The sequence below is a fragment of the Streptomyces sp. Q2 genome (genome assembly GCF_056820935.1).
In genome coordinates this window covers 75,422-87,644 of the sequence record NZ_JBXEJE010000031.1, presented here as the reverse complement: position 1 = coordinate 87,644, position 12,223 = coordinate 75,422, and the positions used below count along the sequence as shown (strand labels likewise).

General features: G+C 68.8%; 14 protein-coding genes. 11 read left to right on the top strand and 3 right to left on the bottom strand.

Annotation, left to right across the window (positions count from 1 at the left end):
* The first annotated feature begins 17 nt into the window (after nucleotides 1-17).
* A complete protein-coding gene (gene efeB / locus ACWBNA_RS31505; protein WP_482707909.1) occupies nucleotides 18-1,307 on the top strand; it encodes an iron uptake transporter deferrochelatase/peroxidase subunit in 1,290 nt (429 codons plus the stop codon).
* A gap of 204 nt (nucleotides 1,308-1,511) precedes the next feature.
* On the top strand, nucleotides 1,512-2,657 hold the full coding sequence (locus tag ACWBNA_RS31500; RefSeq protein ID WP_482707908.1) for an acyltransferase family protein: 1,146 nt from the start codon (nucleotides 1,512-1,514) through the stop codon (nucleotides 2,655-2,657).
* Between the two features lie 33 nt (nucleotides 2,658-2,690).
* Here the strand turns inward: ACWBNA_RS31500 and ACWBNA_RS31495 are convergent, their stop codons facing one another.
* Both ACWBNA_RS31495 and ACWBNA_RS31490 read right to left on the bottom strand, forming a co-directional pair.
* Complete coding sequence (locus ACWBNA_RS31495; protein WP_482707907.1) at nucleotides 2,691-3,503, bottom strand: hypothetical protein; 813 nt, start codon at nucleotides 3,501-3,503, stop codon at nucleotides 2,691-2,693.
* Nucleotides 3,500-4,765 carry a glycosyltransferase family 4 protein gene (locus tag ACWBNA_RS31490; RefSeq protein ID WP_482707906.1) on the bottom strand — a complete coding sequence of 422 codons (1,266 nt, stop codon included), beginning with the start codon at nucleotides 4,763-4,765 and terminating at the stop codon, nucleotides 3,500-3,502. The genes ACWBNA_RS31495 and ACWBNA_RS31490 overlap by 4 nt, the downstream gene beginning before the upstream one ends.
* A gap of 1,074 nt (nucleotides 4,766-5,839) precedes the next feature.
* On the opposite strand from ACWBNA_RS31490, the gene ACWBNA_RS31485 reads away from it, so the two are divergent.
* The 9 genes from ACWBNA_RS31485 (at nucleotide 5,840) to ACWBNA_RS31445 (ending at nucleotide 11,830) form a co-directional block, all read left to right on the top strand.
* Nucleotides 5,840-6,610, top strand: a complete 771-nt coding sequence (locus tag ACWBNA_RS31485) for a 2OG-Fe(II) oxygenase (RefSeq protein ID WP_482707905.1) — start codon at nucleotides 5,840-5,842, stop codon at nucleotides 6,608-6,610.
* 73 nt (nucleotides 6,611-6,683) lie between these two features.
* A complete protein-coding gene (locus ACWBNA_RS31480) occupies nucleotides 6,684-6,854 on the top strand; it encodes a hypothetical protein (protein WP_482707904.1) in 171 nt (56 codons plus the stop codon).
* Nucleotides 6,851-8,314, top strand: coding sequence for an AlkA N-terminal domain-containing protein (locus ACWBNA_RS31475; RefSeq protein ID WP_482707950.1), 1,464 nt, complete (start codon nucleotides 6,851-6,853; stop codon nucleotides 8,312-8,314). The genes ACWBNA_RS31480 and ACWBNA_RS31475 overlap by 4 nt, the downstream gene beginning before the upstream one ends.
* Nucleotides 8,315-8,399: 85 nt before the next feature.
* Nucleotides 8,400-8,783, top strand: coding sequence for a hypothetical protein (locus ACWBNA_RS31470; RefSeq protein WP_482707903.1), 384 nt, complete (start codon nucleotides 8,400-8,402; stop codon nucleotides 8,781-8,783).
* A gap of 36 nt (nucleotides 8,784-8,819) precedes the next feature.
* The gene (locus ACWBNA_RS31465; protein ID WP_482707902.1) at nucleotides 8,820-9,539 is read left to right on the top strand and encodes a 2OG-Fe(II) oxygenase; all 720 of its coding nucleotides are present in this window, start codon (nucleotides 8,820-8,822) and stop codon (nucleotides 9,537-9,539) included.
* An 8-nt stretch (nucleotides 9,540-9,547) separates the two neighbouring features.
* Nucleotides 9,548-9,865 (top strand): metal-binding protein, encoded by a 318-nt coding sequence (locus ACWBNA_RS31460; RefSeq protein WP_482707901.1) that lies wholly within the window; start codon nucleotides 9,548-9,550, stop codon nucleotides 9,863-9,865.
* Nucleotides 9,862-10,428 (top strand): hypothetical protein, encoded by a 567-nt coding sequence (locus ACWBNA_RS31455; RefSeq protein ID WP_482707900.1) that lies wholly within the window; start codon nucleotides 9,862-9,864, stop codon nucleotides 10,426-10,428. Before ACWBNA_RS31460 ends, ACWBNA_RS31455 begins: the two co-directional genes overlap by 4 nt.
* A complete protein-coding gene (locus ACWBNA_RS31450) occupies nucleotides 10,425-11,117 on the top strand; it encodes an alpha-ketoglutarate-dependent dioxygenase AlkB family protein (protein ID WP_482707899.1) in 693 nt (230 codons plus the stop codon). The genes ACWBNA_RS31455 and ACWBNA_RS31450 overlap by 4 nt, the downstream gene beginning before the upstream one ends.
* Nucleotides 11,114-11,830 carry a DNA-3-methyladenine glycosylase I gene (locus ACWBNA_RS31445; protein WP_482707898.1) on the top strand — a complete coding sequence of 239 codons (717 nt, stop codon included), beginning with the start codon at nucleotides 11,114-11,116 and terminating at the stop codon, nucleotides 11,828-11,830. The genes ACWBNA_RS31450 and ACWBNA_RS31445 overlap by 4 nt, the downstream gene beginning before the upstream one ends.
* On the opposite strand, the gene ACWBNA_RS31440 is transcribed toward ACWBNA_RS31445, so the two are convergent.
* Nucleotides 11,785-12,219, bottom strand: a complete 435-nt coding sequence (locus tag ACWBNA_RS31440; RefSeq protein WP_482707897.1) for a nuclear transport factor 2 family protein — start codon at nucleotides 12,217-12,219, stop codon at nucleotides 11,785-11,787. The two genes, ACWBNA_RS31445 and ACWBNA_RS31440, sit on opposite strands and share 46 nt — an antisense overlap.
* Nucleotides 12,220-12,223: the final 4 nt, after the last annotated feature.

Genomic DNA, 12,223 nt, shown 5'->3' with positions numbered 1-12,223 from the left:
CAGGAAAGGACCATCCCATGACGCCCCAGCAGCCGGGCCCGGAATCAGGTCACGGGGGTGCCTGCCCCGCGGGCCGTCGTACGTTCGTCAGGAGCGCCCTCGGCATCGGCGCGGCCGGCGCGGCACTGGCCGGGGCCGGACTGGCCGGGGCACAGCTCACCGGCGGGCGGGCCACAGCCGCGGAGGGCGCCACCACGGCCGGCCGGAGGGTGCCCTTCCACGGCGCCCACCAGGCGGGGATCACCACCCCTCAACCGACCGCCGCCGCTTTCGTCTCCTTCGACGTCATCGCCGACAACCGCGCCGAACTCACCGACCTGCTGCGCACCCTCACCGCCCGGGCCCGGTTCCTGACCACCGGCGGCACCCCCGAGGACCTGGGCGTGGGCGCCCCGCCGTCGGACAGCGGCATCCTCGGCCCGGACGTCCCCGCCGACGACCTGACCGTCACCGTCGGCGTGGGCTCCTCGCTCTTCGACGACCGCTACGGCCTCACCTCCGCCAGGCCCCGACACCTCACACCGATGCGCACCTTCCCCAACGACGACCTGGACGCGGCCGAGTGCCACGGCGACCTGTCCCTCCAGATCTGCGCGAACCACTCCGACACCGTGCTGCACGCCCTGCGCGACATCGCCCGGCACACCCGCGGAGCCATGCAGGCCAAGTGGCGCGTCGACGGCTTCCAGAACCCCTCCCGCCCTTCCGGCGCACAGCGCAACCTCCTCGGTTTCAAGGACGGCATCGTCAACCCCGACACCGCCTCCGCCCGCGAGATGAACAAACTCGTCTGGGTCACCGGAGCCGACGGTGAGCCGTCCTGGGCGGTCGGCGGCAGCTACCAGGTGATCCGGATCATCCGCATGCGCGTCGAGTTCTGGGACCGGGTCTCCCTCACCGAGCAGGAGCAGATGATCGGCCGGCGCCGGGACAGCGGCGCCCCGCTCGACGGCGGGCGGGAGACCGACACCCCCCACTACGCCAAGGACCCGCACGGCCAGGCGATCCCGCTCGACGCGCACATCCGGCTCGCCAACCCGCGCACCGCCACAACGGACTCCTCGCGCATCCTGCGCCGCGGCTACAACTACGACCGCGGCATCGACCAGGTCGGCAACCTCGACATGGGTCTGGTGTTCTGCTGCTACCAGCAGGACGTGGTCCGCCAGTTCGAGGCCACCCAGCGGCGACTCGTCGACGAGCCGCTGGTCGACTACATCACTCCCACCGGCGGCGGGTACTTCTTCGCGCTTCCCGGCGTCCGCGACCGGTCCGACTGGCTCGGACGCGCCCTGCTGCACGGCTGAACCCCCGGGATCGGCCGGCCCCCAGGCACGCGAGGGCGTCACCGGCCTGGACACTGTGGTCGCAGTTAGTGACGCGCATCACGGTTTCACGTCGCCCGGAAGCGGTGAGGCGGCTGGGATGCCCTGCTCGAACGCCACAGCCGTGACTTCCGTAAGACGCGTTTTGCTCTGTGCGCGTTCCCCCCAAGGCATGCGGGGGGCCCGGTGAGCGACACCACGCAGGCTGCGCACAGCCATGTGACCGTGATCGGGGCGCCGGCCCCTGCCCCGCCCACGCCCACCCGGACCAAGCAGCGCGACGCCCTCTTCGACAACGCCAAGTACCTGGCGATCGTGCTGGTGGCGATGGGCCACGCCTGGGAGCCGCTGCGCTCCGGCAGCCGTACCGTCACCGCGCTCTACATGCTCGTCTACGCCTTCCACATGCCGGCGTTCATCGTCATCTCCGGGTACTTCTCGCGCGGCTTCGACGCGAGCCCGGAGAAGATCAAGCGGCTGGTCACCGGTGTGGTCGTCCCCTACGTGGTGTTCGAGACGGCGTACACCCTCTTCACGCGGTGGACCGACAACGTCCCGGACCGCCCGGTCAGTCTTCTGGATCCCCTGTATCTGACCTGGTTCCTGGCGGCGCTGTTCATCTGGCGGCTGACCACCCCCCTGTGGAAGAGCGTGCGCCGTCCGCTGCCGCTCGCGCTCGGTGTCGCGGCGCTGGCGACACTCGCACCGTCCCTCGGCGACGACCTGGACCTGCAGCGCACCCTGCAGTTCCTGCCCTACTTCGTGCTCGGCCTGTGCCTGAAGCCGGAACACTTCCGCCTGGTTCGGCGTCGTGCGGCGCGCGTCCTGGCCGTGCCGGTCTTCGCGTGCGCTCTCGCCATGGCGTACTGGGCGGTTCCGCGGATGAACTACGCCTGGTTCTTCCACCGCCGCGGCGCCGAGGAACTCGGCGTCCCCGCGTGGTACGGGCCCGTCATGACGCTTGCGCTCTTCGGCTGCTCGCTGACTCTGGTCGCCTGTTTCCTCGCCTGGGTGCCCGGACGCCGGACGTGGTTCACCGCGCTCGGCGCGGGCACGCTGTACGGCTATCTGCTGCACGGTTTCTTCATCCAGGCCGCCAACCACTGGCACTGGTCCCACCTCGAATGGACCCACCGGCCGCTCGGCGAGATCACCGTCACCCTCGTCGCGGGTACGGTCGTGACCGCCCTGTGCACACCTCCCGTCCGCCGGCTCTTCCGCTGCGTGATGGAGCCGACGATGGCGTGGGCGTTTCGGCCAGGGAGGGACAGCGGCCCCTCCCTGAACAGCCCTCACCCCTCGCCGCGATCATCGGTCGACATGACGCCGTGATCCATCGGGTCACGGCGTCATGACACCGCGCTCCTAGGTCAGCTCCACGGAGAGCTCGTTGTCGACCGTGTAGTAGGGGCGCAGGGCGGCGTCGCCGACCATGGTCTTCGGGTAGACGAACACCTCCTTACGGTCCGCTACGTCGTCCAGAAGACGGGCGAGGCGGATGGCCGGGGCTTTCGGCGCGGGCCGGACGGAGACGTCCCAGACGCCGTTCCCGCCACCCGCTCCGGTGGCCAACTCCTCGAAGCCGACCGTGAAGGAGAAGCTCCGGCCGTCCGGTGCGGCCTGTGGCTCCACGATGCGTTCGGTGCCGCTGCCGCCCCGCAGCCGCAGGCGCACGACGGCTCCCTCCTGCAGCGAAGGGCCGTGCAGCCGTGCGCCGACCGTCATCGAACGGTCCGTCAGGTCGATGCCGGCGACCTCCGCGTGGGCGGGTCGCAGCCAGGCCCGTACGGCGAGATAGCCGTCCTTGGTGACGTAGGGGACCCGGACGGCCAGTGGCGTCGGCCGGTTGCGGAGGTGTCCGTCGACGAGGGCCCGGGTGTCGCGCGGGCCCGGGCGCAGTCGCTCCCGCTGGGAGCCCGGTCCACGGAGCAGGTACACGTCCCACCGGCCCTCGGTGAGGACGGGCTGCGAACCGAGGACGGCTTGGTGGTGACCGTCGTCGGCGGGCTCCAGGTTGAGGACGTGCAGCGCCTCCTCGGGCTGTCCCTTCTTGGGGCGCCACCGCAGCAGCAGTTGGCGGCCTTCGGCCGAGACCGGCTTCAGGTCGAAAGTGATGTGTCCGTCCGCGTCGACCACGCAGGCGACGCGTGGAGGCACGCCCTGTTGCTCCGTACTCACTGCTGTCCCCTCCTTACCATGCGCAGCGCGCCACCGGCCGCGGAGTACGCGGCGTCGCGGACGGCGAAGCCCTGGCTGGCCAGGACACGGCGTGCGCGAACGCGTTCTCGTACGGTCGCTCCCCCCGTCCTTCTCGCCGAGACCGCCTCGGCGAGAAGACGCTCGGCGTGCTGGACCACGGGTCCGGGAGCGAACCGCCGCGCGTTCTCCAGGGCCGCCCGGCCCATACGACGGCGTCGTTCGTCGTCACTGACCAGTTCCAGGAGGGCGGCGCCCAGCGCGTCGCGGTCGCCCACGGGCACGAGCCGGCCGTCGGCCCCGTCCTGGATGATCTCCCCGGGGCCGTAGGGGCAGTCGGTGCTCACCACCGGCAGGCCGCAGCGCATCGCCTCGACGATCGTCATGCCGAACGGCTCGAAATTGGAGGCGGCCGCCCCGATCGAGCCCTTCACCCACTCCGCTTCCATGGGGGCCGCGGCACCCATCAGGAAAACGTTGTTCCACAACCCCAGGTCCGCGATGAGCTGCCGCAGCCGAGCGTGCTCCTCGCCCTTGCCGTAGATGCGCAACTGCCAGTCCGGGTGTTCGGCCGCCACCAGGGCGAAGGCCTGTATGAGCAGGTCGTATCGTTTCACCGGGACCAGCCGGCCGGCCGCGACGACCACCTTCGCGGTGCCGTCCGCTGCAGGCAGCACGGGATCCGGCACGCTGTTGGGCAGTGACTCGACCCGGACACCGGGCAAACTCATCTTGAGCCGGTAGGAGGCGGCGTCCGCCTCGGTCACCGTGGTGACCACGTCGAGTCGGCGGTAGGCCCGGCGCAGCGCGTTGCGCAGCCGGGGCGGATGGTTGTCCAGGGTGAGGTGTTCCTGTCCGACGCGTCCCACGTGGCTCGGAGCCTGGAGCGCGAGGTGCACGTTGAGCCCCGGCCGGGTCCCGATCACCACATCACTGTCGATCGCCGTGAGGCATTCGCCGATCCGCTGGTCGGTCAACTCGCTGTACTGCCCGTACCGGTACTCGGCTCGGGGAAAGACCCGTGCCGGTCTCAGATGTAAGGGATGCTCCTTCTCCTGCCTGAGATCCACCAGGGGCCGCAGGCCCACCCGCGGGTCCAGGGTGAAGTTGGGGTCCTCCCGGTGCCGCAGCACCGAGATGATCTCCACCTCGTGCCGCTCGGCCAGCGCCTGGGCCAAGTTGAAGGTGGTGGCGATCGTGCCTCCGATCCCGTAGGCGTTGTGGAGCAGGAAAGAGATCTTCATGGCAGATTAGACCACGCCAACTCCCCTTACGGTTGTCCCTTGTTACCAGTTCGTAGTGATCAAGGATGCCCGTGGGAGGCCACGCGGTGAGCCCTGGAGAAAAGGGGTTGTCGCGTCTGACCGGGCCTGGATAGCTTCACCGCGCGCGACAAGCGAGGACCGGATCCGAGACCTGCCGCCGCGGGTCGTCGGGGTCCGGCTGCCCAGCCGAGCCCTCCTCCAGTTGGTCGACGCGGCATGGCCGGCACACGACGCGCAGCAAGCCTGCAGGTCGGTGGCCGCCCGCAGTTCGTGCGGGGAGTGGGCGAAATGGTGGCAAGGGTGATCTTGAGCTGCTCTGCAAAGTTGAGGCCCGGAAGCTGGGTGGTCGAACACTCGCTGTCCCGGATGGGCGGCTGCCACCGCACTTCACCGCCCATACCGGCAGCGGCAGCGGCAGCGGCACGATGGTCTGCCGTGCCCCGATGGTCGGGGTGCGCATAGCCCTTCGGGTTGCGGACGGACGGTCTGAGTGAATGGCATTGGCTGAGGCGGCCACTGAGCCCTGCCTCCGGCACAAAGCAACTACGAGAACGTGACGTCCGAATAGCGCCAGCTTCCCCGCTCGAGGCACCTCACCATTGATCACTGAATGGTCTGCGCGGGATTCCGACACCGGACCCAGCAGCGTGGGCCCCGTACCCGACGCGACGGGTTCACCGCGCAAGACACCGTGCCGCGGCCACTGCCGACACAGCCAAGTTCAGCTCAGGAGTACCGTGATGTTCCCCTCGAGACACCCATCGCCGTCTTGGGCGACGTCCAGCTCAGCGGCGACCTCACCGTCAACACTGAGAGCACAGGGGCACTCAGTTGCCGATGGCGCGGCTGCTGCACCGCTCCTCGGCGATCCAGCCGATCCCTGGCGGGGTGGTATCAGGCAACTCAGGGAGAACATCGCTCGCTGGCACCGGCACCCGCACTGACAAGCGGTTCTCTCGATGACCTGGTCAAGCAGCCCGCACCCGAGTTCGACGTTTCCGCCGACGCTTGACCTCGCCCTGTACAGGCTGCGTCAACACAAGGAAATAAACCATGTACCGACCCGCCCCGCTGTTTCGTGACCCTTCTGCTCTCGGGGTCGCACCGGAGATCCCGTACGACGAGGACCTGCCCGCGCTCGCCAGGTTGGACTGGCCGACTCTGTATGAGGAGTTGAACGAAAACGGTGTCGCCGTGACTCCGCCGCTGCTCTCACGCGCACAATGCCAGGAGCTCATCGACACCTTCGACGGGGCGGCGAGGTTCCGCTCGACCGTGGTGATGGAGCGGTACAACTTCGGCCGCGGCACCTATAAGTACTACGCCAACCCGCTGCCGGAGCTGGTCCAGACACTGCGGGAGCAGCTTTACCCGCCTATGGCGTGGATCGCCAACCAGTGGGGCCCGATGCTGGGTGAGCGCACCTTTCCCACCACTCTGGATGAGCTGACCGAGGAGTGCGCAGCTAACGGGCAGCACCGGCCCACCCCGCTAATCCTCAACTACGCCGAGGGCGACTACGCCTGCCTGCACCAGGACATCTACGGCGACCTTGTCTTCCCGCTGCAGATCGCCATCATGCTCAATCAGCCCGGCGAGGACTTCACTGGCGGGGAGAACGTCTTCGTCGAGCAGCGCCCGCGTTCTCAGTCCAAGGCGCTCGTCGTCAAGCCGACGCTCGGGCAGGGCATGATCTTCCCGGTCCGGCACCGGCCGGTGGAAGGCAAGAACGGCTACCGCCGTCACCCCATGCGGCACGGCACGAGCGCGGTGACCGCCGGTCAGCGCAACACGCTCGGCATCATCTTCCACAACGCCCGATAACGCCCGTGCCTGGGCTGTCTTGCCCCTGCGGGCATCGCCGAGTCGATGGGAAAACCTCATGTATCTCCTGTGGATGGCGCTCGCCGTCGCCTCCGGTGTGCTCATCTTCCTGCAAGCCCGCTTCAACAGCGCCCTTGCCACCGAGGCCGGCGACGCTGAGTCCGCGGCGGCATATCCCGGGAATGCGATGACCCTTTCTCACGAGTACGTCGCGTGGGCTGGCCGCATGGTGGAAATGTGTTGAGTGAAGACAGCAAGTACGAAGCAGTCTGCAGCCGGGATGCCCGGTTCGATGGCAGTTTCTTCTTCGCCGTGGTGACGACGGGAATCTACTGCCGCCCGAGCTGTCCCGCGATCACTCCCAAACGACAAAACGTCCGGTTCTTCTCCACTGCGGCCGCGGCCCAGGGCTCGGGCTTCCGGGCCTGCCGCCGCTGCAGGCCAGACGCGGCACCCGGTTCCCCGCAGTGGAACGCGCGCGCCGACATGGTCGGCCGTGCGATGCGGCTGATCGGTGACGGCGTGGTCGACCGGGAAGGTGTGGCGGGGCTGGCCGCTCGGCTGGGCTACAGCGCCCGGCAGGTGCAGCGACAGCTGAACGCCGAGTTGGGGGCGGGCCCGATCGCCCTGGCACGGGCCCAGCGCGGGCGCACCGCCCGGATACTGCTGCAGACCACCAGCATGCGGGTGGCAGAGATCGCGTTCGCGGCCGGCTTCGCCAGCGTGCGGCAATTCAATGAGACGATTCGCGTGATTTACGACGCCACCCCCACGGAGCTGCGCCTCGCTCGTCCGGGCCGCACCTCCCGCTTCGGGTCGGTGGGCTCGGCGGTCGACAGCGCCTCGGGCGCGATCCCGCTCCGCCTCGCCTACCGCGGTGCGTACGACACCGAGCAGGTCTTCGAGTACCTGGAAAGGCGGGCCATCACCGGCATCGAGGAGATCTCCGGCACGCGCGGAAAGCGCATCTACCGGCGCACCCTGCGCCTGCCCAAGGGTTACGGCATCGCCGAGATCAGCGAGGCCACCGGGCCAGGTGGCTGGCTGGAGTGCCATCTGCACCTGAGTGAGCTGCGTGACCTGACGACCGCGACGCAGCGGATGCGGCAGCTGTTCGACCTGGACGCCGACCCGTACGCGGTGACCGAACTATTGTCCGCCGACCCGTGCTTAGCAGGACTGGTCGCGCAGCGGCCGGGCTTGCGGGCGCCGGGGGCCGCCGATGGGGACGAGCTGGCGATACGCGCGGTGCTGGGTCAGCAGGTGTCGGTGGCGGCCGGCCAGAAGCTCGGCAGCGCCTTGGTCGCCGCCCATGGGCAGCCGCTCCAGGCGCCTAGCGGGAACCTCACCCACCTCTTCCCTCAGGCCACCGACCTCTCTGAGGCATCACTTGGTCAGATCGGCATGCCCGACTCCCGTCGGCAGACCCTGCGCACGCTGAGTGCGGCGCTAGCCGATGGCACGGTCTGTCTGGACCCCGGCGCCGAGCGTGATCTGGCCGAGAAGGAACTCCTCTCCCTGCGCGGTATCGGCCCGTGGACAGCTGGCTACATCCGGATGCGGGCCCTGGGGGACCCGGACGTCCTACTTGAAGGGGACGTCGCCATCCAGGCCGGGGCACGGCGCGCCGGAGTTTCGCTGGAGGATGCCGAGGCGTGGCGGCCGTGGCGTACGTACGCGATGCACCACCTGTGGAAGGCCTAGCCGCTGTCCCCACAACGTGATGTCCGAATATCGCCAGCACATGTCGCGGTGCAATCGCAGCATTGCGGGTGAAGGGAGAAGTTCCATGACCACCCTCTACGCGACGTTCCTCAGCCCGCTGGCGAACTCCTGGTGGCGCGCGAGGCGTCGCAGTCCGCGACTGGCGCGCCAACGCGATGGCCTCCCTGTCCATGACCGGGCGTCGTGGCCGGCCGGCGTGCGAGACGACTGGATGTGTGACCCGCACGCGTCTACTGGGATCAAGCGGCAGCCGACCGCCTACTTCGCCGGTGAACTCACCGACTGTCGGGCAAAACCCGCTGCTGGTGGAGCGCCCCTGTTGGTCACCAGCGGCGCGCTGAGCGACTACGCCGCCGGCCTGGAGCGCAAGCAGAAGCTGCTCAGCCTCGAGGACGCCCGCCAAGCCGCACGCCCGGCCCGAACCGGTCGCAGGGCCCCGCAGGCCTAGGCGACCCCTTCGACTTGCACCGCCTGGGAGGGCACCTTGATTAACACCATCCATCTCGCCGAGCGGGTCGACGCGGCGGACTGGGACGCGCTCACCGACGAGGTCAACGAATACGGCAGCGCGCTGACCGGACAGCTGCTCACCGCGGAAGAGTGCACCGCGATCGCCGACCTGTACGACGAGGCAGAGCGGTTCCGCACCACCGTCGACATGGCCCGCCACCGCTTCGGCTCCGGCCAGTACCGCTACTTCACCCACGAACTCCCTGGACCGGTACGTGAGTTGCGTGAGGCGCTCTACCCGCACCTGCTGCCCATCGCCCGCGACTGGGCCGCGAAACTGAACCAGCCCTCTCCCTGGCCGGACACACTGGACGAATGGCTGACGTACTGCCATGAGGCCGGGCAGGCCAAGTCCGCCCAGATCCTGCTGCGTTACGGTCCCGGTGACTGGAATGCCCTGCACCGGGACGTGTTCGGTGACGTGCTGTTCCCCCTCCAGGTCGTCATCGGCCTAGATGCACCGGGAGTCGACTACAGCGGCGGCGAGTTCATCATGACCGAGCAGCGCCCCCGCGCTCAGTCCCGGGGATCGTCCACCATCCTGCTCAAGGGCCACGGACTGATCTTCACCACCCGCGACCGACCGGTCGCCTCCAAGCGCGGCTGGTCCACGGCGCCCATGCGGCATGGGGTGAGCACCGTCCGCTCTGGCCTGCGCCGCAGTCTCGGCCTCGTGTTCCACGACGCCAAATGACCACCGGCATGACCGCACAGAACAGCCACTGGACGACCGGCGACGAGACAAAGCAGCGCACATACACGCTGCGCGGCCCGGACAACGAGCTGTACCAGAGCAGCACGCCAGGCACACTCGGCGGGCACTGGCGCGGAAAGCTCTACGGGCGCCTGGACTGCCCGTCTGCGCTGCGGGCGATAGCACGTGGCCCCTACGTGCGGTACCGGGTCTTCTTCGCCGACGAAGCGACCGCCATCACTGCCGGATACCGGCCGTGCGCGGTGTGCCTGCCTACCGGGTACGAGCAGTGGAAAACCCCTCAGCGTCAGAAGAGCACGTCATGAGCCCTCTCTCCGGCGGGGACGAGTCCCTCTCACCGCTGATTCAACCCGCCGACCTCTCCACGCTCGGCGAGCTGCCCGTCCCAGCCGCGCACACCGAGGAGGAACTCTTCACGCTGTTCGCCCTGCTCGGCGAGCCGCGCTCACGCATCCAGTCCATCGCCATCGGCCACAGCCGCGACGCCGCCTCCCGCGCAGCAGCTGAAGCGTTCGCCGCCGCGTGGAAGACGGCCGGCAAGGACGTCCTTGCCATGGTGGACTGGCCCGAACAGGCGGCTTCGTGGCTGCGGCCCGCCCAGCGCCTCACCAACCCGGCGCCTGACGCATGGGTCATCGCGGCCGCTCCCCTCGGCTTCGCTCAACTGGCCCGCCGTCTGCGTCACAGCACCGACTGGGACCCGAACCGCACGTACGCCTTCGCCGTCCTCGGCGATTCCCGCGTCACGACGCTGGCAGGCGTCCACACACTGCATGGTCTGCGGGGCGCAACGGCCAGCGGCGGCACCTGGCACGTCAACCGCGGCTGGGTCACGGAGCTTTTGCCTGGCGAAGGGGAGGCCAGGTGAGCGCGCTCATCCCCCGGCCCCGCCTCGAGGTCGCGCCCGGTGCCGTGCACGTACCGGGCTGGCTCGCCCCTGACCAGCAGCGTGAGCTCGTCGACGCGTGCCGCGCTTGGGCCGTAGGCCCGGTACCGATAAGGCACACCAAGCTGCCGCGCGGCGGCGTCATGTCCGTACAGACGGTGTGCATCGGCTGGCACTGGCAGCCCTACCAGTACACCCGCCTCGCAGGCGACGTGAACGGACGGCGCGTCGCCGAATTTCCCGACTGGATGGTCGACTTGGGACGGCTCGCGCTCGCCGACGCCTATGAGGACCCCACAGCCGGGGACGGCTATACGCCCGACACGGCGCTGATCAACTTTTACGACGAGCAGGCCAAGCTCGGCATGCATCAAGACAAGGACGAGAAGTCCTCTGCCCCGGTCGTCTCCCTGAGTATCGGCGACGCCTGTGTCTTCCGCTTCGGCAACTCCGAGACCCGGGCCAAGCCGTACACCGATGTCGAACTGTCGTCCGGTGACCTGTTCGTCTTCGGCGGCCCTTCCCGCTACGCCTACCACGGTGTCCCCAAGATCTACCCCGGCACCGGCGGCCCGGACACCGGTCTGAACGGCGGGCGGCTGAACATCACCATGCGGGTCACCGGACTGGCCGGGCACCCCCCGCCGAGCACCGAAAAGAGGACGCCATGACGGCTCCCATCAGGCTGCAGCCGGACGCGAAGACGGCCGAAGCCACGATGGGTGAGGATGGGATCGCCTGTTGCCCCTGGGCCCTGGAACACGAACTGGTGCGCGCCTATCACGACACTGAATGGGGCATGCCCGTCCGCGGTGAGCGCGCCCTGTTCGAGCGCATCACCCTGGAGGCGTTCCAGGCCGGCCTGAGCTGGCGCACCATCCTCACCAAGCGTCCTGCCTTCCGCGCAGCCTTCGATGACTTCGACCCTGAGACTGTCGCCTCCTACTCTGATACCGACATCCAGCGTCTGCTCGGCAACTCCGACATCATCCGCAACCGCAAGAAGATCGAAGCAGCCCGCACCAACGCCCGTGCCACCCTCGCTCTGCGCGCTGTCGGCGGTCTCGACCAGCTCATCTGGGGGCGCAAACCGCTCACCACTCCGGCCCCGCGCACCGTCGCCGACGTGCCCACCAAGGACTCGGCCTCCAAGGCTCTGGCCGACCACCTGCGGGCCCGCGGTTTCGTCTTCGTGGGCCCCACTGGCATGTACGCCTTGATGGAAGCCATCGGCATGGTCGACACCCACTTGATCGGCTGTCATCGCCGCGGCTCGTCCGGCCTGCACCCCGCGGCCGCCATCGCAGCACCCGGAATCGGCGGTCAACCGCTCCCTGTTCAGGCAGGTCCCAGCACGGCAGTCACGGCGGCGGGGTCCCAGTAGAAGGGGCGGATCTCGTAGATCCGCCCGTCCCGGATGGTCATCTCCTGGACGATCCGAGTCTCCAGTTCGCGGCCCGTCGCCCGGGCCACGAACCGAACATGGTTGGTCACGACAACGTGCTGGCCGTCCACGAAGCAGCGCTGCCCCAGGAACTCCATGATTCGCCACGCCTCGCTCATGACGGCCAGGAACCGCTCGATTCCGTCCGGACCCCGCCAGATGCCCGCGTACGGGAGTCCAGGCGCCTGGTGGAGGGTCACCTCCGGGTCCAGACAGTCAGCGATCTCCTCGAAACTGGCTTGTCCTGGGCCGCCTGCTTCGACGTAGACGGCTTCGGCGGCGTAGAACCTTTCGAGGATTTCCGCTGCGCTGCTCTCACGTACCGTCAATTGT

Coding starts and splice junctions, on each gene's coding strand:
- ACWBNA_RS31470 (WP_482707903.1), top strand. CDS start 8,400: ATGACCACCCTCTACGCGACGTTCCTCAGCCCGCTGGCGAACTCCTGG.
- ACWBNA_RS31485 (WP_482707905.1), top strand. CDS start 5,840: ATGTACCGACCCGCCCCGCTGTTTCGTGACCCTTCTGCTCTCGGGGTC.
- ACWBNA_RS31455 (WP_482707900.1), top strand. CDS start 9,862: ATGAGCCCTCTCTCCGGCGGGGACGAGTCCCTCTCACCGCTGATTCAA.
- ACWBNA_RS31480 (WP_482707904.1), top strand. CDS start 6,684: ATGGCGCTCGCCGTCGCCTCCGGTGTGCTCATCTTCCTGCAAGCCCGC.
- ACWBNA_RS31460 (WP_482707901.1), top strand. CDS start 9,548: ATGACCGCACAGAACAGCCACTGGACGACCGGCGACGAGACAAAGCAG.
- efeB (WP_482707909.1), top strand. CDS start 18: ATGACGCCCCAGCAGCCGGGCCCGGAATCAGGTCACGGGGGTGCCTGC.
- ACWBNA_RS31490 (WP_482707906.1), bottom strand. CDS start 4,765: ATGAAGATCTCTTTCCTGCTCCACAACGCCTACGGGATCGGAGGCACG.
- ACWBNA_RS31445 (WP_482707898.1), top strand. CDS start 11,114: ATGACGGCTCCCATCAGGCTGCAGCCGGACGCGAAGACGGCCGAAGCC.